Genomic DNA, 24,656 nt, shown 5'->3' on the forward strand with positions numbered 1-24,656 from the left:
CGGATTCGGCCTCACTCGGTGCCTTCTAGAGGGCCGACCCCCGTTTTTCGGGTCACTGCCTGAAGTCCCGAAGAGGAGGTGGTGTCCCCGGTCGCGCGCTGGTGACGGCAGTCATCACCCCTGGTGTCTGTTGTCACCAGGGGCCACGGGTCCGCGGACTCACGTTGGAGTGGGACGGCATCACCTTCAGGTGGAAATCCCCGGAATCAGCGGAATTCTACATGGCTGTGTTATTGCAGAAATTCCAGAACGTGCTCGAAAGGGCTGGTCGCGATGAACCCACTCCAACGAAGAGGAAGCACCATGAGCCGAGGTAACCCGGATGAAGCGCTGTTTGTCGTTCGCCGCCGGACACGTGTCCTGGGGGTTGCCGCATTGACCCTGCTCGCGGCCAGCACGGGTTGCGCTGTCCCCCCGGACACGGAGCAGGACGAGCGCACCGGCCATGAGGAGAAGACGCTCGCGGCGAACCCGTTGACGGTCACCCTGCGGACCTGGTCGGGCCATTACCTCGTCGCCGATCAGGGCGGTGGTGCGGACCTGATGGCGTACAGCACGCAGGCCAAGGAGTGGGAGACGTTCACACTCACGGACGTCAACGGCGGCTCGCTCGTCAGCGGAGACGTGGTGACGCTGCAGTCGATCAGCGGCCAGTGGGGCTCGGCGATCAACGGCGGCGGCAGCAACATCCGGTTCACGGCGACGACGCCACTGGCCTGGGAAGAGTTCAGCATCGTGAAGCTGAGTGGCACCGGCAACATCGTCAGCGGTGACAGGATCGCGCTGAAGACGACGGTCAGCGGGCAGTTCGTCTCCGCCGTCAACGCCGGCGGCAGCACCGTCGTCGCGTCCGCCCCCTCGGCGAGGGAGTGGGAGACCCTCACCCTGAGCATCCTGAGCGGCGGTGGTGGCGGGTCCGGCCCGGACTTCGGACCCAACGTCCGCATCTTCGACCCCTCCATGTCGATGGCGACGATCCAGAGCCAGATCGACACCATCTTCCGGCAGCAGGAGACGAACCAGTTCGGCAGCCAGCGGTACGCGTACTTCTTCAAACCGGGCCAGTACAACCTCGACGTCCAGGTCGGGTTCTACATGAACGTGTTCGGCCTCGGGCAATCGCCCGATGATGTGACGATCACCGGAGCGGTCCGTACCAAGGCGGACTGGTTCCAGGGCAATGCCACCCACAACTTCTGGCGCGGCGTCGAGAACCTCTCCATCGTCCCGACGAAGGACTCGAATACGGCGGTGTGGGCCGTCTCACAGGCGACCACCATGCGCCGCATCCACGTGAAGGGCTCCATCAACCTCTGGGATAACGCCTGGAACAACGCCTGGTCGAGCGGCGGGTTCATCGCGGATTCCAAGATCGACAACACCATCAACTCCGGAACCCAGCAGCAGTTCCTCACCCGCAATACCAGCCTGAACAACTGGGTGGGCCAGAACTGGAACATGGTCTTCGTCGGTGACGAGCAGGCTCCGGTGGGCACCTGGCCGAACCAGGTCTACACGGTCGTCGACACGACGCCGGTCATCCGGGAGAAGCCCTATCTCTTCATCGACAGCGCCGGAAACTACGCGGTCAAGGTTCCCTCCCTGAGGATCAACAGCAAGGGGACCACGTGGAGCGCCGGGACGACCGCCGGTGCGGTCCTGTCCATCGACAAGTTCCACATCGCCCGCTCCGACAGGGACACGGCCAGCACGCTCAACGCCGCGCTCAGCGCGGGCAAGCATCTGATCCTCACCCCCGGTATCTATCACCTCGCGAGCCCCCTCCAGGTGTCGAACCCGGGGACCATCGTCCTGGGGCTCGGCCTCGCGACGCTCATCCCGGACTACGGAAGCGCCGCGATGAACGTCGCCGACGTCGATGGTGTGACCATCGCGGGCGTCCTCTTCGACGCGGGCCCCACCAACTCCCCCGTGCTGCTCACGCTCGGAAACACGACGAGCACGGTCAGCCACGCGGGCAACCCCACGGCGCTCTTCGACGTCTCCTGCCGCGTGGGCGGAGCGCAGGCCGGCAACGCGACGAGCTGTGTCACCCTCAACAGCAATGACGTCTTGATCGACAACCTCTGGCTCTGGCGCGCCGATCACGGCAACGGCGTGGGTTGGGACGTGAACAAGAGCATCAACGGCATCACCGTCAACGGCAACAACGTGTCGGCCTATGGCCTCTTCGTCGAGCACTTCGAGGGGTATCAGACCGTCTGGAATGGCAACGGTGGCCGCGTCTACTTCTACCAGTCCGAGATTCCCTACGACGTTCCGAACCAGAGCCGGTGGACGCACGACGGCGTGAGGGGATACGCGTCGTACAAGGTCGCCAACTCCGTGACGAGCCATGACGCCCGGGGCCTGGGGATCTACTCCGTGTTCTACAACCCGGTGATCCTGGAGAACGCCATCGAGTCGCCGACCCACTCCGGGGTGAAGTTCCAGCACATGATCACCGTGTTCCTCGGCAGCACCGCGGGCGCGGCGATCAACCACATCATCAACGGCACGGGCAACGCGGTCACCCATCAGAACATGGTCTCGAAGTCGTCCTACTGAGCGCGCTTCCTCCGGATTGGAACAGGGGCTCCACCCACGGTGGGGCCCCTCCGCGCTTCCAGTTTTCCCTGTTCTTCCTGTATGAGTCCGCCTTCCTCGTTCCGGTGAACTCATCCAGGGAGCAACCCACGTGACCTCACCTCATCGACGCTGGTGGAAACCCCTCTTCGCTCTGGGCCTCATGGCCCTGGGCGCCTGTGGCCCTGAAGGAGATGGGTCGGAAGCAGACTCCTTGGAGGGCCATGAGGTCACCCTCGTGGCCAATCCGCTCACGCTGGCGGACTACCCCATCAAGGCGAGCGCGGACCAGCGCTACCTCGTCACCGCCACGGGAGCTCCATTCCAGTACGTCGCCGACACGCCCTGGGCGCTGCCCTCGAAGCTGAGCCAGGCGGACGTGATCGCGTACCTCGACGATCGCCAGAAGAAGGGCTTCAACACCATCCAGGTGATGCTGCTCCCACTGCTGAGCCAGTGGACGAAGAACTACTACGGCGACGTGCCCTTCAACGGCATGAACCCGGCGTCACCGGCCATCACCTCGGTGGCCACGACGGACCCCTCGGATGCGAGCGGCTACGACTACTGGGACCACGTCGAGTGGGTGATCGACCAGGCCGGTCAGCGAGGCATCCAGGTGGCGGCGGCGGTGTCCTGGTACGGCTACGGAGGCAGGGACTGGCGCCCGTACATGACGACCAGCGCGGCCACGTCCTACGGGACCTTCCTGGGCAAGCGGTTCGGGGGCAAGAACAACCTCTTCTGGATCCTGGGCGGAGACAACGATCCCATCGGCGATGTCGCCGACGTCCCGGCGGGCATGGACACGAGCGACCGCGTCGAGTCGACCAACGCCATGGCGAACGCCATCCGAGCCAACGAGACGAAGCTCCACCTGATGTCGTACCACGCGAAGCGGAGGAGCTCGTCCGCGAAGTTCTTCGTGAGCCAGCCCTGGCACACCGTCCACTTCGCGTACTCGCCCGAGACGACCTACAGCTACGTGCTCGCGGACTACAACCGCACGACGGTGCGGCCCGTGGTGATGCCCGAGTCGTATTACGACGCCCGCCCCTCCTCGCCCATCCTCGACCGCCGGCGCCTGCGCGCGCAGGCCTGGTGGTCGTACCTCAGTGGCGGCGTGGGCTTCGCCTACGGCCATGAGAACATCTGGGACATGGACTCGGACTGGAAGAACGCCTTGGGGGCTGCATCGGCCACCGACATCAAGAACCTCGCGTCCTTCCTCGCGGGTTACAAGACGCACCTGCTGCGGCCGGACCACCGGACGGGGAACACCCAGAAGTTGCTGACGGGCGGATACGGCACCACCTCCACCAACGGGGGCCTCGACTACGGAGTCTCCGCCACGGCGAGCGATGGAAGCTTCGGCCTGGCGTACTTCCCGACGACGCGCTCCGACATCGTCGTGAACCTCGCCGCGCTGGGGAGCGGCAACGTGACGCTGTCCTGGTGGAACCCGGGCACGGGTGGAGCGAAGACGCTCATTGGCACGTACACGGCGACGGGGACGCGGGCGCTCGCCTGGCCCTCGGGCTACACGGATGCGCTGCTCATAGTGGAGCGCGCGGGCAGCACCCCGCCGCCCTCGGGAACGCTCTTTCGAGCCATCAACCTCGGTGGGCCGGCGCTCACCATCGACGGACGGACCTGGGAGGCCAGCAGCGGCGCGGCCAACCTCACCCTCTCGGGCACGCGCTTCGAGGACCAGACCATTCCGCTGGTGCCCACGACGGACGCCAACCGCGCGCAGATGATCCGCTCGTGCATCTACAGCACGACCGCCGCGGTGACGATCGGCGTGGTGCCATCGGACACCTATGACGTCTACCTCTACGTATGGGAGGACAACGCGACGAAGACGTTCGACGTGCTGGTAGAGGGCAAGCTCGTCCAGGATGACTACGTGAGCGGCGCGCCCGGCCAATGGAAGCGGCTGGGCCCCTGGGTCGTCTCCGTCACGGATGGCACCCTGAACCTGACCACCTCGGGAGGCACCGCCAACCTCTCGGGCATCGAGGTCTACTACCACTGACGCGGTGAGGGGCTGGCAGTGGCTCAGCCGACCCTGAACTCTTCCAGCATTCCCTCCCGCCTGAACCGGCGCGCGTGATGGAGGAGCCTCTCAGCCGAGTCGCCCTCCTCCACCGGATGCACATACAGGGGCATCTTCCATTCGCCCGCGTGGAAACGGGCCGCGGCGACCGACACCAACTGGCTCCGATCGCGGTAGCGCAGACGGAGCAGCCCGCCCGCGGGCCACGCCAGGAATCGCACGTGAGGCAGTTCCCGCCCGAGACGGAGGGCCTGGGCCCCGCCGAGCAGGGACTCCAGACTTTCTTCCCGCACGGGAAGCTCGGCCAGCACGCGCTCGCGCAGCGGGCCTCCCGGCCACTCCTGCACCGACGCCTTCACACCGATTGAGCGGGCCGAGGAGAGAAGCGCGCGCCTCACGAGCTGGCGGTGGCATGTCCGCGCCGAGAAGGGGGAACCGCAGCTGCAGAAGAACACCACGCGCCGCCGCTGCCGCCGTTGGGCCAGTGCGAGCCCGAGGAGCTCGTAGGCATCCGCGGGGGTGACCAGCCGCATCGGGCCCTCTCCGGTTCCGACGGCGGCATTGCCGAGCCCTGGGAACCAGCGGTACCGGGCCCGGCCGGCCCGCTGCTCGAACGCGTCGTCCAGGAACCCCACGGCACGCACCTGACGACGCACGCGCACATCGACGAACACCGGAGGCTGGAACCCTCGGGCCTGCTCGACGGCGTCAAAGGCCCGCAGCAACTCCCGGGTGGAGTTGCCCCAACCCTCATAGCCCCATGCGAAGACGGTCAGCATGCGAGGAGTCTACGGCCTGCCCCTTGTCCAAACCGCGCAGCGCCTTGATCCGCCAGGCAAGAATTCAACAGGCCCGCGTAAAACATTATTTCCCTGTTTAAATCGAATAACATATTGACACTCCGATTTCGGCGCTCGCAATGTGGGCCCTTCGCCGAGGCCGGCGAATCGATGCCATCGCGTCCACGACGCTCATTGCAGGGGAGCACACCATGCCGAAGTCGAAGCAACTCTCGTCCCGCCTCCGTCCCGCCCACCGAGCCTGGCCGGCGCTCGCCGCCTTCGCCCTGGCCGCGCTCGCTCCGGCGGCCCATGCCGATTCGGCCATCTACGGCGGCGGCCCGTTCTATTCCGGCGGCACCGCGGTGATGGACGACCTGCGCAACTCGGGCTTCACCACCGTGATCCTGTGGAGCTTCCACATCGAGGACAACGGCGACCTGGTCTACAACGACATCCCGGTGGTCAAGAACGGCGCCTACATCGGCGACCCGGCCTGGCCGACGCGGCTGGCCACGCTCAAGACCGCGCCGACCTCGGTCGAGCGCATCGAAGTGTCGACCGGCGCCTGGAGCGTTCCCGATTTCGAGCGCATGGCCAGGCTGGTCAACGGCACCGCCGCCGGCTGCGGCAGCACCCTCGTCTGCGGCACCGGCAGCAACAGCATCCTGTACCGCAACTTCCAGGCGCTGAAGGCCGCCACCGGCGCCGACGCGGTCAACTTCGACGACGAGAGCGCCTACGACCTCGCCCCGACCACCCAGTTCGGGCAGATGCTGATCGGCCTGGGCTACAAGATCACCTTCGCGCCCTACACCAATCAGAGCTTCTGGAGGAACCTCAAGAACAACCTCGGCAGCGCGGTCGACCGCATCTACCTGCAGGTGTACGACGGAGGCGCCGGCAACAATCCGGCGAGCTGGAACACCGCGATGGGCATGACCGTCGATCCGGGCCTGTGGTCGCGCCACGGCACCGGCTGCGGCAGCGGCGACAGTCCGGCCACGGTGCAGAGCAAGATGAGCAACTGGAAGGCCACCGCCGGCATCGCCGGCGGCTTCATGTGGCTGTATGACGATGTCCTGGCGTGCTGGTCGCAGGGCACGACCGCGCAGTACGCGGCGGCGATCAACACCGCGGTCAGCGGCAACACCCCACCGGTGGCCAATTTCGGCGTCAGCGTGAGCGGACTGACCGCGAGCTTCAGCGACTCCTCCAGCGATATCGACGGCAGCATCGCCTCGCGCAGCTGGAATTTCGGCGACGGCAGCGGCTCGACCGCGACCAACCCCAGCCATACCTACGCCAGCACCGGCAACTACAACGTCAGCCTGACCGTGACCGACAACGGCGGCGCCAGCCACACCAGGACCCAGACCGTCTCGGTCGGCGCCGGCAACATCAACCTGGCGCTCAACAAGCCGGCGACCGGCTCCAGCGCCTGCAACAGCAGCGAAACGCCGGCCAAGGCGGTCAACGGCAGCGTCTCCGGCGGCACCACCGACAAGTTCTGCTCGTTGACCTCTTCGTCCTGGCTGCAGGTCGATCTCGGCTCCGCGCAGACGGTCAGCAGCTTCGTGGTCAAGCATGCCGGCGCGGGCGGCGAGTCGAGCACCTGGAACACCCGGGCCTTCACCATCCAGACTTCCAGCAACGGCACCAGCTGGAGCACCCCGGTGACGGTGACCAACAACACCGCCAACACCTCGACCCACTCGATCAGCCCCACCTCGGCGCGCTACATCAAACTCAACGTGACCACCCCGTCCCAGAACGGCGACCCGGCGACGCGCATCTACGAATTCGAGGTGCGCTGACCCCGCCAATCTCAAACGGCTCGAGCCGTGGCGAGACGCGGCTCGAGCAGACGGTCGACGAGGGCATCCACCTCGGCTTCCGCTTGGGCGATCGACGCCGCGAGCCGCTCATCGGCGAACTCGTCGTACTCGATCGCCACTGACTCCACATGGGTGATGCCGATGTATCCAAAGGCGGTCCGGATGCTCGGCTCCACGTGGTTCATGTGCTCGATTCGCTGTCCCTTTCCATAACCGAAGTCGCCGCGCGAGCTCAGCACCACGAGCGTCTTGTTCGCCTCCGTGAGCAGGGGCCAGTAGGGGTCGCCCTTCCGTGTGCGGTCGAAGCCGAACGTGCGGCCCACACGGACGATGTTGTCGATATAGGCCTTGAACTGCGCGGGGACGCCGAAGTTGTACATCGGCACGCCGGCGACGATCACATCCGCGGCGAGCAGCTCGTCCACCAACGCATCGCTCTCCGCGAGCGTCTCGCGCATCCAGGGCTCGCGCAATGCCGGCTTCGTGAAGGCGGAGTGGATCCACCGGCCCGTTACCGGCGTGGGCGGATTCAGCCCGACATCCCGGTAGATGACTCCATCCCGTGGGCGGGCGGCACGCCAGCGCGCCACGAACCGGGCCGTCAGACGGCGAGTATGCGAGCCATGACGGTTGACGTCGGACCCGCCTGGACGGGCACTCGAGTCGATATGCAGCAGCTCAGCCATTGTCTTGTCTCCCCTGCTCCATGAGCTTTCCCGGGCCATCCCGCGCGTGTTCGCTCTCTCGCCGTGGCGGCCCTGTGTCGCGGAAGAAGATGCGTCCGGGCACGTTCCGTGACAAACGTGTCTTTCTCAGCCGACGGCTGAATGGAACTCATCCATCCACGACCATGAGACAGCTGCCTCCACTCTCCGCGCTCCGGGCCTTCGAGGCGGCGGCCCGCCACCTCAGCTTCAAGCGGGCCGCCGGGGAACTGGGCGTGACCCCGACCGCCATCAGCCACCAGATCCGGCAACTCGAGGAGCTGCTCGGAGTCGGGCTGTTCGAGCGGCGCACCCGGCAGGTCCTGCTCACTCCCGAGGGGCAACTGCTCTACCCGGTGCTCCGCGACGGCTTCGACGCGTTCGCGAAGGCTCTGGACGCGCTCACCGCTCGCCCGTCCCGCCATGTGGTCACGCTCTCGGCGACAAACGCCTTCACGGCCCGGTGGCTGGTGCCCCGGGTCGCGGCCTTCCGCGAAACCAACCCCGGCATCGACCTGCGCCTGCACGCCTCGAACGAGCCCGTCGACTTCCGCTCCGGCGTCGCCGACGCGGCGATCCGGTACGGGCGTGGGCCCTATCCCGGGCTCGTCTCCGAGGAGCTGTTCTCCGACTCCTTCGCTCCCGTCTGCAGCCCCCGGCTCGGGATGAGACGCAAGGAGGACCTGCGCAGCCGCTCCCTGCTGCATTTCGAGTGGCGGCGCGTCGAGCGCGACACGCCGACGTGGCGCTTGTGGCTCGAGCGCGCCGATCTGCCAGGCATCGACGCCACGGGCGGGACGACCTTCACCGACGAGAGCCACGCGATCCAGGCGGCGCTCGCGGGACAGGGCATCGCGCTCCTGAGCCTGCGACTCGTCGATGACGATTTGAGGAGTGGGACCCTCGTTCAACCCTTTGGGCCGGTGCTCGAGGGCTACCGCTACCACCTCGTCCATCCCGCGGAAGCACGGGCGCGCCCGGAAATCTCAGCCCTTCGCGCCTGGCTCCGGAGCGCCGCGGCCCAGCCTTGAGCCCCGGCCGCGACGTCACTTCGAGCGCTTCGACGCGCGATAGGCCGCCCACGCGCCGGTCGACCAGAGGGCACAGGCGACGAGGACGGGCTGGAAGAAGAGCCGGATGAATCGCGCCCTGTCGGTGTCGAGACCGAACGCGCTGATGCCATTGACGTACTGCGAGATGTTGCCCGGGAAGACCGCGACGAAGAACGCGGCCACCACCCACCCGACCTGCGGGCGCAGGCGGCGCGCGAAGAGGAGCGCCGCGCCGAGCACGAGCTCGACCATGCCCGAAGCGAGGACGACGAAGTCGGCGTCGAGTGGTACCCACTTCGGCACCTGGGCCTGGAACTCGATGCGGGCCCACGTGAGGTGGCCCGCCCCCGCGAGGAGCAAGGAGGCTCCCAGCCAGATGCGTGCAAGGGTTTTCAGGAGACTGGGGCGTGCCACGGCAGCGTCTTGAGACATGATTCCTCCAAGGGAAGTTCGTGGATGCTGGCCGGCGGGCCGTGAGCAGCGGATGCCCCTCAGCGCTCGCGACTGACCTCCTGCTCGCACGGCGAGCGGTTCGGCCGCCAAGCATATTGCGTCAAATCAAATTGTACGCAACCTTTTTGTGGGAAGGACTACCGGCCAGTCCCAGGCGCATGGTTTCCTCCCCGACCAGTACTTCCTCGTGTTCCAGAAGGCGTAGGTCGGAATGAAGCGGCTCATGGGAGGGATGGGGCTCGCGTGTCTGCTCGGGACGGCGGCGGTGGCCGGAGGCCCCGTATTGCGCGAGCAGGTCCGGGTCAAGGTCGACGGTGTCGTCGAGCGCTGGCGCTTGGAGTGGCGCTCGACGCCCGCGCTCGAGTGCTTCGAGAGCTCGGGGGCCGTCTCCTGTGGCTGCGAGGGTTTCGCCTACGCCGAGCGTGGCGATCTGGAGCTCGTGCGCCTGCGTCCGGGCAAGCCACCCGAGCGCGTGCCGCTCACGCCCCTGTTCGAGAACCTCGCGATGAAAGTGGACGAACCCAAGGCGATGCTGCGGCGCTGGGCGCCTCGCGAGGGGGACGATGAAATCCATCCCGACAAGCTGATGGGCGTGCTCGGCCGCCGCAAATCATTGCGAGCCATGGAGCTCGGCGACTACGACCACGATGGCCAGGCGCGCGAGTTCGTGCTGCAGACGAATGCCTTCATCTGCGGCCTGCGCGAGGCGGTGCTCATCGGCTACGACCGGCGCGACGGCCGCGTGCGCGCGCTCGGCACCGCCGAGCACCCCGAGAAGCCGCTCGTGCTGGAGCCCGAGACCTGGGCGGAGCTGCTGAAGTCGAAGCAGGTCGAACGGGTGGAGATGGAGTGCGGCGACCACGGCAGTGAGATCCGGGACGTCATGCGCGTGTCCGCGGATGACAAGGGTTTGCACGCCACGCTCGACCGCTACCCGTGCACCGATGATGAAGATGGGGTGGGCGAGCGCGAGTCGAGCAAGGCGCTCTGACCAGAGCGTGTCCTATCGCGTGCCCTCGCCCCGGGCGCCGGAGTCTCGGAGGGTGAAGCGCTCCACGGCGGACGGAGCTCCTGTCCCACCGATGACCAGCACCTGCCCCGTGGGCAGCGGAACCGTGGCCGCGCCGTAGACATGCGCCTGGAGCTGGGGACTCGCGAGGCGCCAGCTGTGGGTCGCCGGAGAGTACAGCGCCGCCTGCCCCGAGCGGCCCAGCGCGAGGACTTCCCCGCCCGGCAGCAACGTGGCGCTGAAGGCATCCCCGAAGGGGAGAGATGGACCCTCGGACCACTGATGGGTGTCGGGCGTGTAGATGTCCACCGCCGCCGAATCGCCGCCCAGGACCAGCACCTCGCCCGACTCGAGCTGGACGGAGGTGTGTCCCGAGCGCGCGCGCGGCATGGTCCCTTCCCGCGTCCACGAGTTCGTGTCCGGGTCATACACGTGCACCAGATTGAGTGGAGCGTAGCGGGGGGCGTACCCACCCGTCACCAACACCTTGCCCGAGGAGAGCAGCGTCGCGGCATGATCGGTGGCTCCCGCCAGGCCGCCCGCGCCGCTCCAGGTGCCAGTGTCCGGATCGTACAGCTCCGCGCTGGACACTGACGCGATGGGCGTGTGCATGCCACCCAGCACCAACACCTTGCCCGAGGCGAGCGCGATCGCCGTGTGTCCGGCGCGCCCATCGCTCAACGACCCCGTGTCGCTCCAGGTGCCGGTGACGGGGTCATACAGCTCGGCTCTGTTCTGCCAGGGCCATTCGCCCTGGACCCCCGCCACACCACCCGTCAACAGCACCTTGCCCGAGGCGAGCGCCGTCAGGGTGAATTGAGACCGATGCGCGAGGCGTGGCAGCGCCACGGTCCTCCACTCATTCGCGTTCGGGTCGTAGACCTCCGCCGAGGAGTTCCCCAGCACCAGCACGCCACCCGTGCTCAGCAGCACCGCCCGCTGATCGCTGCGCGCCCCCAAAGTGGGGGCCTGGGCGCTCCAGGTGCCTTGCGCGTCCGGATCCTCGGGAACCTCGGACGAAGGAGCTTCTGGTTCCAGGTTCGGCTCGGGAACCTCGGACGGGGGAGTCTGTGGGCTCGGCGGCGACGGGTCGGCGGCGGAGGGGACCGAGGGGGTGGATGGCTCGCCAGGTTCGGTCTGACAACCGCCCGCCAGACACAAGGCCGCAGTCAGCACCAATGAGTTCCAAGGCTTCATCATGAGTCCTCCAAGCACACCGGGCGAACCGTGAGCGTTCACTCTACGTCAAACGGTCCGCTGACGCGGATGAATCACGGGGGCGCCATGACTCTCAAAACATGGAAAATCCGCTCCTCTCTCATCGGTTGAGGGGTGCTGATGACTCAACGGAAAATTCTCCTATCTTCGAACCATTTGACGCGCAGTGAAGTCAATGAATAATGTGATTGCTCGATTTACGGTCAATCACTGACTACGCTTGGCTGTTACCGCTGAGGTGCCGGAACCACCCCCAACCCCAGGCATGAGGACAAAGGATGAGCTCGATGAAGAAAAAGCCAGTTCTGGGAGTGCTTCAAATGCTCCTGGCGTCATTCTTGATTCCGCTGCTCTTTTCGCCGCATCCCGCACATTCTGAAAACATCCTGCTCCTCCAGACTGATTTCGAAGATGGAACGGTGCAGGGCTGGACTGGACGCGGTGGTGTGGAAACGTTGGAGGTGGTAGCGGAAGCGGCCCGCGGCGGCTCGTACGGCCTGAAGGTGGGTGGCCGCAAGCAGTCGTGGCACGGACCGACGCTGGACGTGACGGCGTACATGGAACCGGGCCAGACCTACGTGTTCACGGGGTGGATCAAGCTGCCGCAGGCAGCTCCGAGCACCAGCGTGCATATGACGCTCCAGCGCAAGACGCCGAGTACCACCTACTACGAGAGGATATACTTCGACACGGCTACATCCAATGACTGGGTGAGGTTCCAGGCCCAGTACAAGCTGCTCGAGGCGGCGGACAACCTGTCCGTATACTTCGAAGCGCCGAACGACTCCTCGCTGGTCTTCCATGTCGACGATTTCCGTCTGGAGAGGCTGCCTGATCTCGGGCCCATTGTCATCGAAGAAGGCATTCCTTCGCTCGAGGATGTGTTCGCCAATGACTTCCTGATCGGAACCTCCTTCTCCAACAGTGAGCTCCTGGCGGATGCGGACAGGAAGTTGCTCGCCAAGCACTTCAACAGCACGACACCGGGAAATGTCTTGAAGTGGGACAGCACGGAGCCACAGGAGGGAGTATTCGACTTCAGCGGTGCGGATGCCGCCGTTCAGTTCGCGGTTGGAAACGGGCAGCAGGTCCGGGGGCACACGCTGGTCTGGCATTCACAAACGCCGGACTGGGTCTTCCGTGATGCGAACGGGAATCTGGCGGGCAAGGAGCTCTTGTTCCAACGGATGAAGAAGCACATCAACGCGGTCATGGGCCGCTACAAAGGCCAGATATACGCCTGGGATGTGGTCAACGAGGTCCTCGATGCCTCGCAGCCTGACGGATTGCGCCGCAGCTTGTGGTACCAGATCGCCGGGGAGGAGTTCATCGAGAAGGCGTTCCTGTTCGCCCGCGAAGCGGACCCGGATGCTGTGTTGTTCATCAATGATTACAACACACACGAATCAGGCAAGAGCCAGGCCATGTATGACCTGGTCAAGCGCTTGAGGGCCAAGGGGATTCCGATTGATGGTGTCGGACACCAGACGCACGTCAGCCTCTACTATCCGACGATTCAGGAGATCGAGAGCTCCATCGTCAAATTCGCCGATCTGGGGGTCGAGACGCACATCACCGAGCTGGATGTGAGCGTGTACTACGACTCCTCGCAGCGATACGACACGTTCCCGGAGGAGTTGAAGCAGAAGCAGGCCTCTCTCTACAAACAGTTGTTCGAGGTCTTCAAGAGACACAAGAACCTGGTCACCAGCGTCACGTTGTGGGGCAAGGATGACGGAAACACCTGGCTGCGAACGTTCCCGGTGGCCCGCAACAATTGGCCCCTCTTGTTCGATGAGCGTCTGCAGTCCAAACAGGCCTACTGGGCCATCGTGAACGCGTCCGCTGTCCCCGCTCCCCCCACCGGGTTGACCGTGACGGCGGGCAATGGAAGAATCGATTTGAGTTGGAGCGCCTCGACCAATGCCAGCTCCTACAAAATCAAGCGCTCGACGACAAATGGCGGACCGTACACCCCCCTGGCAGCGGTCAACGGTACGAGTTATTCCGACACGTCGGTGACGAATGGAACGACGTATCATTACGTCATCAGTGCGGTAAACGCCGCGGGCGAGAGCGGGAACTCGGCGCAGCTGAGCGCAACCCCTCGGGAGACATCGACGCCTCCCCCGGGCAATCTCGAGCTGCAATACCGTGCGGCGGACACCCAGGTGGGTGATAACGGCTTGAGGCCGCATTTCAAGATCAAGAACAACGGCGGCGAGCCCGTGGGTCTGAGTGAGCTGACCATCCGCTACTGGTTCACGATTGATGGGGAAAAGCCGCTTGCCATCTACTGTGATTATGCCCGCGTCGGCAACTCGAACGTCACCAGCAAGCTGGTGAAGACGAGCACGGGGAAGACGGGGGCGGATCATTACCTGGAGATCGCCTTCGATTCCGCTGCGGGTAGCATTCCGGCTGTTGGCGATTCAGGGGAAATCCAAATCCGCGGCCACAAGGTGGATTGGTCGAACTTCGACGAATCCAATGACTACTCCTTCGACCCCTCCAAAACCTCTTTCACCCAGTGGGAGAGAGTGACGCTCTACCGGAACGGTCAGCTCATCTGGGGGAGCGAGCCGCAATGACCTAGCCGCCCTGGGTGAGGTACTTCAGCAGCTCGTCCTCGTCTTTCGAAATCATCCGTTCGACACCATCGCTCCGGGCATGGCGTTGGATCTGCATCACGCCCACGGTGCTGCGCACGAGCACGCCGACCCGCCGGAAGCCGCCGATCCAACGGGGGCGGTGGCGTTGCTCCATGATGGCTTCGAACTCGGGATCGTTCCGGCCGGGGCCGGCTCGGAGGTCGGCGAGCAGTCCATACCGCGAGCGCCCCAGTGCATCCAGGGATTCACCGAGCCGTGTGAAGATGCCTTCGAGCTCCTCGAGCGAGGTGAACGGTGCGCTGCTGCGAATGGTGCGGACGATGCCTCTCCGCTCGTCGACGAGGACGGTGAAGTACTCGTCCTGGAAGACCTGCTTGTCACTCATGGAGTGGGACCTTGCCCGCTCAACGTGACTGAATCAACCGTCGGAACCAGGCCTCGCCACTCACGAGAGTCATGTCAGTATCCATCATCTCCATCAGGAACCAACCCCGAGCCCATGGCCCTGCTCACGCCACCTGTGCCACGGTGGGCACGTGGCTTCCCGCTCGACCCGGAGTGCGACCCCTACTTCGCCATCACGTGTGCACCTGCTCGGACTGCTCGCCGGGCCGCTCGCCGCCGCGGCCCTCCTGCTCATCCCCTCGGGACTCCACGAAGTGCCCGGTATGGGACACCGCCCGGCCGCCGCCGCCGCCGTTGCCGCCTGGATGGCCCTCTGGTGGTTCACCGAGGCCGTCCCCATCGCCTGGACCGCCCTCCTCCCACTCGTCCTCTTCCCCGCGTTGGGCGTCTTCGGCGTGCACGGCCTGCCCGCTACCATGGGCCGCGCCACCCTCCCCTACGTGGACCCCTACATCTTCCTCTTCCTCGGAGGCATGGCCCTGGGCGCCGCCCTCGAGCAGTGGCACCTGCACCGGCGTATCGCCCTGCTCATCATGCATGCCATCGGCACCGAGCCCCAGCGGCTGCTGCTCGGCATGCTGGTGGCCACTGCCTCCGTCTCCCTGTGGATCTCCAACACCGCCACCGCCGTGATGATGGTGCCCATCGGCATGGCGCTCCTCGCCCAGCTCGAGTCCTCCGAGGGCCGCAAGCTCCAGCACTTCGGCGCCGCGCTGATGCTGGCAGTGGCCTACGGCTCCAACGTCGGCGGCATCGGAACGAAGATCGGCAGCCCCACCAACTCCGTCTTCGCGGGCGTGGCCTCGCGGCGGCTGGGCATGGAGGTGGGGTTCGTCGAGTACATGCTGGCCGCCCTGCCCTTCGTCGTCCTCTTCCTGCCGCTCGTGTGGTGGGTGCTGTGGCGCAAGGGCCGCCGGGACGCACTCGGCCCCGGGCAGGGGGTGGACATCATCCAACGGGAGCTGGCCGCGCTCGGGCCCCTCTCGGGCGGCGAGAAGGTGGTGGGCACCGTCTTCCTGGTAGCCGCGGTGCTGTGGATGGGCGGGGACTTCCTCCGGGGCGTGCTGGCGCCGTGGGTGGCCTCGGCCTTCGGGGGCTTCAAACTGCTGGGCAAGCACTACGAGGCGGCCGTGGCGCTGCTCGCCGCCGGGACGCTGGTGCTGCTGGGACGGCTGTCGCGCGGGGCCCTCGCCCGGGTGCCCTGGGACACGCTGCTGTTGCTGGGAGGAGGCTTCGCGCTCGCCGCCGGCATCGAGGGCAGCGGCCTGTCCACGTACATGGCCGCGCGCCTGGCGGGCCTGGAGGCCCTCGGCCCCATCGCGCAGTACGGCGCCGTGGCCCTGTCCACCGTGGCCCTGTCCGCCGTGGCCTCCAACACCGCCACGGTGAACGTGCTGCTCAACGTGCTGCCCGGCTCTCTGCCCCTGCTCGCGGTGAGCACCTTCGCCTCGTCCTGCGACTTCGCCCTGCCGGCGGGCACTCCACCCAACGCCATCGTCTTCGGCAGCGGCTACGTGCGCCTGCCCACGATGATGAAGATTGGCGTGGTGCTGGACCTGCTCGCCGCCGCCCTGCTCACCCTCTACGGGCTCCTCTGGGTTCGCTTCGTGCTCGGCTGAGCGGCGGAGCGCGGCGGGTTGGTGGGTGCTGGTGTGAGCCGTGCTGTGTAGCATGAGGGGGTGCGCATCGCTGGAGCACCTCACATCGCCCCTGGGGCGCCCCTGCCGATATGGCCTCCGCTGCTGGCCATGCGGGGACCTGGTGGAAGCAGCGCTGGCCATTCCCACCACGCGATGCACCTGGTGCTGGGCCTCGACGGGCCGTTGCGCGTGCGTGCCGGTCGTGAGCCCTGGAGGGAGATGCCCGGAGTGCTGACGGCGCCCGATGTGCCTCACGCCATCGATGCCGCGGGCCGCGAGGTGCTGCTCGTCTTCCTCGACCCCGAGAGTGAAGCCGGCGCGGCGCTCGGGGCCTCTGTCGAAGGCCCCTTCCGGGCCCTCTCCGCCGTCGAGCGCGACACCCTCGCCCGGGATGCGGACCCAATGCGCCTCATGCAAGCCGGAGGAGCCGAGTGGACCCACCTGGCCATCGAGGTTCTCGGCGCGGGTGAGGCCCCGGCCCGGCGTGCCGTGCATCCCCGGGTGCGCAAGCTGCTCCGGCTGCTCCGCCAACTGCCACCCGAGGGGGACACTTCGCTACCGGCTCTCGCGTCGCAGGTGGGGCTTTCACCGGGGCGCCTGATGCACGCCTTCACTGAATCCATCGGGCTGCCCCTGCGACCCTATCTCGCCTGGTTGAGGCTCCAGCGAGCCGCCGCGGCCATCGTGTCGGGCATGTCCCTGGGTGAGGCCGCTCATGCCGCGGGCTTCTCCGATGCCGCCCACATGACGCGCACCTTCCGGCGAATGCTGGGCCTGCCTCCGTCGATGTTGCGGCCCACGGCGTTGCGGCCCACGGCGCAGCCAACTCGTTCAAGACGCCCGGGGGGCGCGCCCCGTAGATCAGGGGCATGAACGACCGAACTGATGGACTCCTCTCCTGGCAATGGCGCCTCTACCCGGACAACCATTGCGATCGCCGCAACCTGCTCGTCCATGCGCTGACGGTGCCGTTGTTCCAATCCGGCACGGTGCTGCTCGCCACTTCACCCTTCACCTCGCCCTGGATGGTGCTTCCCGGGGCCTTGGCGGTCGTGAGCGCGTTGGCACTCCAGGGTCGTGGCCACCGCCTCGAATCGGAAGCGCCCGTCCCCTTCCGGGGTCCCTTCGACGTCGTCGCGCGGCTCTTCGTCGAGCAGTGGGTGACGTTTCCCCGTTTCGTGCTGTCGGGCGGCTTCGCTCGAGCCTGGCGTGCGACGCGTAACGCCGGTGCGTCCGTTGCTTGAATGATTGTTCGGGCTCGAACGAATCACGAGTGCTAGTTTGCGCGGCCATGCGAACCTCTCTCCGACTCTCTTCTCTCCTCCTCGCCTCCTCCATCGCCGCCGGCTGCTCCGGCGCCGAGATGGACACTGATACCCTCCAGTCCACCGAGCAACAGGCCACGGATCCCGCGTTCCGCGTCTACAACATCGTCGAGGCCGTTCTCCCGGCCGCCAACTACGACGGCGTCGCCGGCAACGAGTGCCTCGCCCTCCTGAACCCCGAGTACCGCCTCCGCAAAATCATCCTCGTCGAGACCGCCGGCGCCGACGGTTCCTGCGCGCTCAACGCCTACTCCGCCAGCACCGCCCTCAGCTTCACCTGGGGCGACAGCTCCGTCTACCAGGGCTCGTCCGGCATCACCGCCATCCGCGCCGCGCTCTCCGACAATGACGGCGCCGTTCACCGCCTCGTTGGCTCGATCACCTCCGAGGCCGCCACCCTCGCCAACCTGCGGTCCTTCCTCACGCTGAGCGACGCCCAGCAGGCCAGCCAGCTCGGCACCTTCACCGCCAACCGCGTCCACTCCCTCTACGACTTCGAGGGCCAGGAAGAAGTGCTCGCCGAGGCCGCCTACCAGGCCGTCCGCGTCAACCAGCCCTGCGAGAACCCCGGCTCGCCCCAGCTCGAGGCCCGCGTCCACAACGGCTTCGTCTACGGCTACACCGCCAGCAACAGCGGCAGCTGCCACAGCGGCTGGTTCTCCAAGCTCCACATCTACAATCGCAACTGGCGCCTCGTCGCCAGGCAGGAGTACTCGGAGTAGCTCGCCGCGCCACTCACGTCCTGCCCGAAGAGGACATCGCAGACGAGCGTCCTCTATCCCCCGAGTTGGAGGCGTTCCTCGAGACCGGCGAGCCGCCCATCTACTTCGGCTTCGGCAGCATGCGGGCGCCGCACGGCCTCGGCCAGGCGATGGTCCAGGCCGCCCGCGCGCTCGAGCGTACGCTCCAACCCGGCGTGACTGCCCGTGCTCTCTCCAGCGCAAGCTCGGTGCGCTCCGACGGCGCCCGGGTCGCCGCCCAGCACGTGATTTCCGCCAATCCGCGGAGCTGATCCTGAAACGGGTTCCAAGGCGCCTCGCCTTCAGCTCACCCCGCCCGACGTGGGAGAGTTGCTCATCCTCTGGCCTGGTCCCCACCGCGTCCCGCGCTCGCGCCTGAGGGGCTGGATGCAGGGACGGCTCTGCGCTCCCTAGTCCGCGATCAACCAGGCAATGGCCTCGCCCAGGTCGTTGTAGAACACCCGGTGGTCCCCCGCGCCAAAGGCAATCCGGGAGAGATAGGCCAGACGGCTGTTGGGGACAAGGAGCGCGACCCGTACCCCCATCTTGTGGATCTCCTCGCTGAGCTGTTGCTGCACCAGCGTCAGTTCCACCGTGGGCGGCTCCATCTCCAGCGCGTCATAGAGGACCTTCCGGCGCGTCGTGTCCCGAAGAAGGATGAGGACGCGCTCCTGGGTTTCCCTGAGCAAGGCCTCAGTAGGCTCGCCGCGAAAACGAGCAATGACGATGCCGCCGCTCACTTCCACCCATATGCTTCCTTGCACTCAGGACCCCTCTCCAATCGGCGGGCGCCTTGCTCCACTCGCAGCGAAGATAGCGCCAGGTCCGCGGCAGCGCACGGTCAAACAGGGCGGGCTTGGGAAGGCCTTCAGTCCAGCACCCCACCATCAACCGGGCTCCCATCCGTCCTATGCTCTATGCTCCACAGAAGGGACGTGGTCCGGGCTGCGGGAATCGAACCCAACGCCGGAAGCTTCTGACGAGAGCGCTCCAGAACGGAGCGCGGATGCGTACCGCGTTCTGAGAACACCACGGGGGCTCGAAGACCATGGCGACGAATCCGAGAGGGCTGCAGCCCATCGACGCATACCTGGCGGAACTGAAGGACCCGGCGGCGAAGAAGACGTTGGAGGCGCTGCGCATGCAACTCCGCAAGCTGCTTCCGGGGGCGGTCGAAACCATCAGCTACCGGATGCCCACCTTCAAGGTCGACGGGAAGGCCGTTGCCGGCTTCGCCTTCTTCAAGACCCACTGCGGCTACTACCCCTTCAGCGGCAGCGTGGTGCCGGCGCTGAAGGCGCAGCTGGACGGCTATGCCACGTCGAAGAGCGGCGTGACCTTCCCGCCCGACAAGCCGCTCCCGGCGAAGCTGGTGAAGACGCTGGTGCAGGCGCGGCTCGCGGAGATCGCCGCGGGCGGGAAGAAGCCCTCGGCCACGAAGAAGGTGGCCGCGAAGAAGGCGCTCATCACCGAACGCGTGACCGACAGCGCCGTGAAGGAGGCGACCGGGCGGGACTGGAAGGGGTGGATGCGTGCGCTGGACGCGGCGGGAGCAGGCGAGCTGAACCACAAGAAGCTCGTCGCGCACCTGGCCCGAGAGGTGGAGTCCACGTGGTGGCAGCAGTCCATTGCCGTGGCGTACGAGCAGGCCCGCGGCAAGCGGGTCGTGGGCGAGACGGCGGCGACGGGCTTCCAGGTGGGAGTGGTACGCACGCTGCCGGTGAGTGCCCAGGAAATGTGGGAGCGGGTTGCAACACAGGCGGAGCGATGGCTCGGTGCCGGCGCGACGCTGACGCTCGAGCCGGGGGCGGGCTACGAGGTTCCCAAGCGCCGGGGAGTACCCGGCGTACGCGGCGAGGTCCGGGTGGTGAAGCCCGGGCAGCGCATCCGCATGACCTGGCAGCCAGAAGGATGGAGGAAGCCCGCGACACTGCAGCTCACGCTGGTACCGAAGGCGCGAGGCGTCTCCTTCCACGTGCATATGGAGAAGCTGCCAGACGCGAAGGCCCGCGAGGCGATGCGCGAGCACTGGTCCAGGGTGCTCGAAGACCTCGCGTAGGTGCAGTGAGCGGCCCGGCGCCTACGGGAGGATGAAGTCCACGGGGCGCAGCGGCTCGGGCTGCGGCTCGCCCAGCGCCTCGCACAGGTTGATTTCCGCCGTCCGGGCCAGTGCGAGCAGCGGCAGGTCGTTGGGAGCCGTGCCGAAGGGCTCCTCCAACTCGTCGCCCAGCCAGTCCAGGCCGAAGAAGGTGTAGGCAATCATCGCCGCGAGCACCGGCGTGAACCAGCCCAGGGCCTCCGCGAGGCCGAAGGGCAGCAGCAGGCAGAAGAGGTACGCGGTGCGGTGGAGCAGCACCGTGTACGCGAAGGGCAGCGGCGTGAAGCGGATGCGCTCGCAGGCGCAGAGCACGCCCATCAACGCGTGGACCCGCGCGGCCAGCGAGCCCCACGCGATGTCGGAGAGCCGGCCCTCCCGCCGCAGCGCGGCCAGCTCGACCTCGTGCTCGCGCAGCAGCGCGCTGGGCCGATTTCCACTGGTCAGCACGCGCGAGCGCTCCGGCTCCGCGACGAAGCGGGAGATGTCCTCCCGGGCGTCATGCCCGCGCAGGTGCGCGGCGAGCGCATGCGCGAAGGCGATGTTCCGGTGAATCAGCCGCCGCGCCGCCTGCCGCCCCACGACGGGCACCTCGGCGTCCCCGTCGTCCAGCAGCGCGATGGCCTGGTGTGAGAACGCGCGCAGTTCGATGAGCAGCGCGCCCCACTGCTTCCTGGCCTCCCACCAGCGGTCGTAGCAGGCGTTGTTCCGGAACCCGAGGAAGATGGACAGCGCGATGCCGAGCAGCGACAGGGGCGCGGGCGAGGTCACCGAGAGCCGCAGGTGGCCCTCCTGGTGCGTCCAGACGACGAGGCAGGACAGCGCCGCGATACCCATCACGTGGGGCAGGACGCGCGGCAGGATGGTGCCGCGCACGACAAAGAGGAGCTTCAGGGCACTGGGGCGGGGACGGACAATCACGGCCGGTCCCTCCTGCTCCAATTCCCCGCCGCTCGCAAGCGCGCCGTGCGCCCCCGTATCGGAGACGCGCGGCCCGTCACTTTCTCTGCACGGTGAGCATCAGTGCGGGTGTCCCACCCGGACGTCGACATCAGGCCGGTCCACCACGGGCTGGCCGAGAAGAGCAGGGTTGTGCACCGACATCCCCAAAATGATTTTTCAGGCCATTTTTGGAGGGCCCGGAGGCCGTACCGGAAGTGCGGAGCCTGGCTGGCTCGAGCCTCGATGCGAGGCGCTCACCCGAACCAGGCATTGAGCTCGGCGTAGGTCGGTGTCGCTCCCTCGGGTGCAGGAGCCCACCGCCCCGCGAGCACCTGCTCCGCGTCCCGTCTGACGGCCGAGAGCGCCGTCAGCACGAGGCGGGGCCCCACGCTCACCCGGCGTACACCGATCGCCCGGAGCTGCTCGAGCGGGGGCAACGTCGGTGCGGCCCAGACATTGAGCGGGACTCGCACTTCCTCGACGACTCGAGCCAGCTCCTCGGCCGTCAAGGAGCCTGGCACGAAGACACCATCGCAGCCCGCGTCCACGTAGCGCCTCGCGCGCCGCACCACCTCGTCGAGTGCCTGGGGGCCTGACACCCTGCGACGCAAGATCACATCGGTGCGCGCATTCAGGAACACGTCTCGTCCCTCGCGCCGGAGCGCCTCCCGTGATGCCGACAGCTTCGCGGCCAGCAACTCGGGCGGCTCGGCGCCATCCTCGAGGTTCACGCCGACGACGCCCACCTCCGAGAGCCGGCAGATGGCGTCGGCCACTTCCACCGGGCTCGTGCTGTAGCCTCGCTCGAAGTCGACGCTGACCGGGACATGCACCGCGCGGACGATGTCGCGAGTCGCGGCGAGCAGCCGGTCGAACGGAAGGCGCTCGCCATCGGGAGCTCCATGCGCCCAGGCCATCGCGGCACTGCTGGTGGCGATGGCGGTACCACCAATGGATTCGATCAGCCGCGCGCTGACCGCGTCCCAAGCGTTGGCCAGGATGAGGAGCTGGCCTGGCGCATGGAGTGCTCGGAACCGCGCTGCGTCCGCGGAAGCCAGGGATTCAGTGGTCATGGCGCAACAGGATAGGCCCACGATGGAGTAGAGAAAGGGCCAAGAAAGATGAAAATGACCAGGCCATCATGAGCACTCGTGGAGCCATGCTTCATCCCTCGATCTCGCGGCGGCGGGGTGACCGACCCCTCCACGTGCAGCTCTACGATCGGCTCCGAGAGGCCATCCTCGCCGGGACACTGACCCCGGGCACCCGGCTCCCCTCGGCGCGAGCAATGGCCCTGGAACTCCGCGTCTCTCGAGGCACGGTGGATGTCGCGTACGCGCGCCTCATCGTCGAGGGGTTCCTCGTCACACGGGGAGCAGCCGGCACGTTCGTCACGAGCCCGCTCCCACTCACGCCTCGCGGAGCCTCAACGGCCCCGCCGAAGCCTCGACGTGCCGAGACTCGGGCCCGCGCGGTGCTTCACCCCTTCCAGATCGGCATCCCCGGAGTCGACGCATTCCCCATCGCGACCTGGTCGCGGCTGCTGGGTCGTCATGCTCGCGGCGCTCGGGCCATGGACCTCGCCCACTCCGACGCCAGTGGTGACAGTTCCCTGCGCGAGGCCATCGCTACCCACCTGGCGGTCGCACGTGGCGTCATCGCCCATCCGGACCAGGTCCTGATCACCGGCGGCTACCACGGTGCGCTCGGCCTGATTGCTCGCGCACTCTCCAGCCCGGCAGACCAGGCCTGGATTGAAGATCCGGGCTACCACCGGGCGCGCATGGCGCTCTCGCTCGCGGGGTTGCGGCTCGCCGCCGTGCCGGTCGATGACGAAGGGCTCGACGTCGCAAGGGGCGTAGCCCTCGCCCCGCGCGCCAGGTTCGCGTTCGTGACGCCAGGCCACCAGATGCCTCTGGGCATGACGCTCTCACTGCCTCGCAGGCTCGCCCTCCTGGCCTGGGCTCGGAGCGCGGACGGATGGATCGTCGAGGACGACTACGACGGGGAGTTCCAGTACGACTCGGCGCCGCTCCCCGCCCTCAAGAGCCTCGATGACCAGGGCCGGGTGCTCTACGCGGGGACCTTCAGCAAGTCGATGTTCCCCACGCTGCGCCTCGGTTTCCTCGTCGTGCCGGACAGGGCACGCGACGCGCTCGCCCGCGTCGCCAACCTGCTGCAGCCAGCCCCGCCCCTCGCGATACAGCGCGCGGCCGCCGACTTCCTGAGTGAAGGGCACTTCGCACGTCACCTGCGGCGCATGCGCAACCTCTATGCGGAGCGCCGGACCGCGCTGCTGCGTGCGCTCGACGAGCTCTCCTCTCCCTATCTCCAGCTCGAGCCCACGACGGGTGGGCTACATCTGCTGGCACGCCTGAGCAGTGTCCGTGACGATGCGGTGGTCACACACGCCGGTTCGCTAGGCCTCGCGCCAGGACCGCTGTCGAGCTACCAGCTCAGCCCCGAGAAGGGTCGGCTCGATGGATTGCTGCTCGGGTTCACCACCCTGCCCGCTCCTCGCGCGAGGGAGGCGGTGTCCCGGCTCTCTCGAGCCATCGAGCTGGCTCGCCGGGCTCCTTCAAAGTTACTTTGAGTGCGTTATTCAGGGAAAGGACAGTCGCGTGCGCAAGCTCGTCTACTACATCGCTCTCTCGATCGACGGATTCATCGCCGGCCCCAACGACGAAGTCGACTTCTATCCGGGCTCCGACGAGTACATGCGCTGGATGGCGACCGAGTATCCCGATGCGCTTCCGACCCACGTCCGTCGGCACCTCGGCATCGACGGCGCACCCAACCGGCACTTCGACACGATCGTCATGGGCAGGCGCACCTACGACCCCGCGCTCAAGCTCGGCATCACGAGTCCGTACGCGCACCTGCGCCAGTACGTGTTTTCCCGCACCCTCGAGCCACGTGACCCGAACGTCAGGATCGTGAACGGCGACGCGGTGGAGACGGTCCGGGCGCTCAAGCGCGAGGAATCGGCGCTCGACATCTACCTCGCGGGAGGTGGGGAGCTGGCCGGGCAGCTCCTCGACGAGATCGACCGCCTCGTCGTGAAGCTGTATCCCGTTGTCGCTGGCGCGGGCCGCACCGCCTTCGGCTCCCGGTTCTCACCGACGAACTTCAACCTCGACGACGTGAAGACCTTCCCCGGGGGCAACGCGGTCCTGTACTACTCACGCGTCCGCTGAGC

At 66.9% G+C, this 24,656-nt stretch carries 22 protein-coding genes; 14 read left to right on the forward strand and 8 right to left on the reverse strand.

The features are described 5' to 3' along the window. Nucleotides 1–303: 303 nt before the first annotated feature. Together NR810_RS27560 and NR810_RS27565 are read left to right on the forward strand one after the other, a co-directional pair. Nucleotides 304–2,568 carry a hypothetical protein gene (locus NR810_RS27560; protein WP_257456899.1) on the forward strand — a complete coding sequence of 755 codons (2,265 nt, stop codon included), beginning with the start codon at nt 304–306 and terminating at the stop codon, nt 2,566–2,568. A 256-nt stretch (nt 2,569–2,824) separates the two neighbouring features. Further along, nucleotides 2,825–4,624, forward strand: coding sequence for an apiosidase-like domain-containing protein (locus NR810_RS27565; protein ID WP_257456902.1), 1,800 nt, complete (start codon nt 2,825–2,827; stop codon nt 4,622–4,624). A gap of 23 nt (nt 4,625–4,647) precedes the next feature. On the opposite strand, the gene NR810_RS27570 is transcribed toward NR810_RS27565, so the two are convergent. After that, entirely contained in the window at nt 4,648–5,424 is a 777-nt protein-coding gene (locus NR810_RS27570) for a hypothetical protein (RefSeq protein ID WP_257456905.1), read from the reverse strand. 212 nt (nt 5,425–5,636) lie between these two features. Between NR810_RS27570 and NR810_RS27575 the strand changes: the two genes are divergently transcribed. Then, nucleotides 5,637–7,241, forward strand: coding sequence for a PKD domain-containing protein (locus NR810_RS27575; RefSeq protein ID WP_257456907.1), 1,605 nt, complete (start codon nt 5,637–5,639; stop codon nt 7,239–7,241). An 11-nt stretch (nt 7,242–7,252) separates the two neighbouring features. Here NR810_RS27575 and NR810_RS27580 read toward each other — a convergent pair whose 3' ends face one another. Beyond that, nucleotides 7,253–7,948, reverse strand: a complete 696-nt coding sequence (locus tag NR810_RS27580; RefSeq protein ID WP_257456910.1) for an FMN-dependent NADH-azoreductase — start codon at nt 7,946–7,948, stop codon at nt 7,253–7,255. A gap of 164 nt (nt 7,949–8,112) precedes the next feature. Between NR810_RS27580 and gcvA the strand changes: the two genes are divergently transcribed. Beyond that, nucleotides 8,113–8,997, forward strand: coding sequence for a transcriptional regulator GcvA (gcvA, locus tag NR810_RS27585; RefSeq protein ID WP_257456912.1), 885 nt, complete (start codon nt 8,113–8,115; stop codon nt 8,995–8,997). Nucleotides 8,998–9,012: 15 nt separating this feature from the next. On the opposite strand, the gene NR810_RS27590 is transcribed toward gcvA, so the two are convergent. Beyond that, the gene (locus NR810_RS27590) at nt 9,013–9,450 is read right to left on the reverse strand and encodes a DoxX family protein (RefSeq protein ID WP_257456913.1); all 438 of its coding nucleotides are present in this window, start codon (nt 9,448–9,450) and stop codon (nt 9,013–9,015) included. 232 nt (nt 9,451–9,682) lie between these two features. On the opposite strand from NR810_RS27590, the gene NR810_RS27595 reads away from it, so the two are divergent. Further along, on the forward strand, nt 9,683–10,462 hold the full coding sequence (locus tag NR810_RS27595; RefSeq protein ID WP_257456915.1) for a hypothetical protein: 780 nt from the start codon (nt 9,683–9,685) through the stop codon (nt 10,460–10,462). A 12-nt stretch (nt 10,463–10,474) separates the two neighbouring features. On the opposite strand, the gene NR810_RS27600 is transcribed toward NR810_RS27595, so the two are convergent. After that, a complete protein-coding gene (locus NR810_RS27600) occupies nt 10,475–11,680 on the reverse strand; it encodes a Kelch repeat-containing protein (protein ID WP_257456917.1) in 1,206 nt (401 codons plus the stop codon). A gap of 296 nt (nt 11,681–11,976) precedes the next feature. On the opposite strand from NR810_RS27600, the gene NR810_RS27605 reads away from it, so the two are divergent. Next, complete coding sequence (locus NR810_RS27605; RefSeq protein ID WP_257456918.1) at nt 11,977–14,289, forward strand: endo-1,4-beta-xylanase; 2,313 nt, start codon at nt 11,977–11,979, stop codon at nt 14,287–14,289. 1 nt (nt 14,290) lies between these two features. On the opposite strand, the gene NR810_RS27610 is transcribed toward NR810_RS27605, so the two are convergent. Continuing rightward, entirely contained in the window at nt 14,291–14,695 is a 405-nt protein-coding gene (locus NR810_RS27610; protein WP_257456919.1) for a hypothetical protein, read from the reverse strand. A gap of 199 nt (nt 14,696–14,894) precedes the next feature. Between NR810_RS27610 and NR810_RS27615 the strand changes: the two genes are divergently transcribed. From NR810_RS27615 to NR810_RS27635, 5 genes are all read left to right on the forward strand, one after another. Beyond that, a complete protein-coding gene (locus NR810_RS27615) occupies nt 14,895–16,334 on the forward strand; it encodes an SLC13 family permease (RefSeq protein ID WP_257456926.1) in 1,440 nt (479 codons plus the stop codon). A 240-nt stretch (nt 16,335–16,574) separates the two neighbouring features. Next, nucleotides 16,575–17,228 carry an AraC family transcriptional regulator gene (locus NR810_RS27620; protein ID WP_306818562.1) on the forward strand — a complete coding sequence of 218 codons (654 nt, stop codon included), beginning with the start codon at nt 16,575–16,577 and terminating at the stop codon, nt 17,226–17,228. Continuing rightward, the gene (locus NR810_RS27625; RefSeq protein WP_257456928.1) at nt 17,225–17,599 is read left to right on the forward strand and encodes a terminase; all 375 of its coding nucleotides are present in this window, start codon (nt 17,225–17,227) and stop codon (nt 17,597–17,599) included. Before NR810_RS27620 ends, NR810_RS27625 begins: the two co-directional genes overlap by 4 nt. A 47-nt stretch (nt 17,600–17,646) precedes the next feature. Then, nucleotides 17,647–18,402, forward strand: coding sequence for a hypothetical protein (locus NR810_RS27630; protein ID WP_257456931.1), 756 nt, complete (start codon nt 17,647–17,649; stop codon nt 18,400–18,402). A 65-nt stretch (nt 18,403–18,467) separates the two neighbouring features. After that, complete coding sequence (locus NR810_RS27635; RefSeq protein WP_257456933.1) at nt 18,468–18,692, forward strand: hypothetical protein; 225 nt, start codon at nt 18,468–18,470, stop codon at nt 18,690–18,692. A 138-nt stretch (nt 18,693–18,830) separates the two neighbouring features. Here NR810_RS27635 and NR810_RS27640 read toward each other — a convergent pair whose 3' ends face one another. Continuing rightward, nucleotides 18,831–19,109, reverse strand: coding sequence for a hypothetical protein (locus NR810_RS27640; RefSeq protein ID WP_257456935.1), 279 nt, complete (start codon nt 19,107–19,109; stop codon nt 18,831–18,833). Between the two features lie 359 nt (nt 19,110–19,468). On the opposite strand from NR810_RS27640, the gene NR810_RS27645 reads away from it, so the two are divergent. Then, the gene (locus tag NR810_RS27645; protein ID WP_257456942.1) at nt 19,469–20,479 is read left to right on the forward strand and encodes an SRPBCC domain-containing protein; all 1,011 of its coding nucleotides are present in this window, start codon (nt 19,469–19,471) and stop codon (nt 20,477–20,479) included. Between the two features lie 21 nt (nt 20,480–20,500). Here the strand turns inward: NR810_RS27645 and NR810_RS27650 are convergent, their stop codons facing one another. After that, nucleotides 20,501–21,436: a bestrophin family protein gene (locus tag NR810_RS27650; protein ID WP_257456943.1), complete on the reverse strand. Its 936-nt coding sequence runs from the start codon at nt 21,434–21,436 to the stop codon at nt 20,501–20,503. 275 nt (nt 21,437–21,711) lie between these two features. Further along, nucleotides 21,712–22,530, reverse strand: coding sequence for an isocitrate lyase/PEP mutase family protein (locus NR810_RS27655; protein ID WP_257456944.1), 819 nt, complete (start codon nt 22,528–22,530; stop codon nt 21,712–21,714). A gap of 68 nt (nt 22,531–22,598) precedes the next feature. On the opposite strand from NR810_RS27655, the gene pdxR reads away from it, so the two are divergent. Then, nucleotides 22,599–24,050: a MocR-like pyridoxine biosynthesis transcription factor PdxR gene (pdxR, locus tag NR810_RS27660; protein ID WP_257456946.1), complete on the forward strand. Its 1,452-nt coding sequence runs from the start codon at nt 22,599–22,601 to the stop codon at nt 24,048–24,050. Nucleotides 24,051–24,078: 28 nt separating this feature from the next. After that, entirely contained in the window at nt 24,079–24,654 is a 576-nt protein-coding gene (locus NR810_RS27665; protein ID WP_257456947.1) for a dihydrofolate reductase family protein, read from the forward strand. Nucleotides 24,655–24,656: the final 2 nt, after the last annotated feature.

It is taken from the genome of Archangium lipolyticum (assembly GCF_024623785.1).
In the GTDB taxonomy this organism is placed as follows: domain Bacteria; phylum Myxococcota; class Myxococcia; order Myxococcales; family Myxococcaceae; genus Archangium; species Archangium lipolyticum.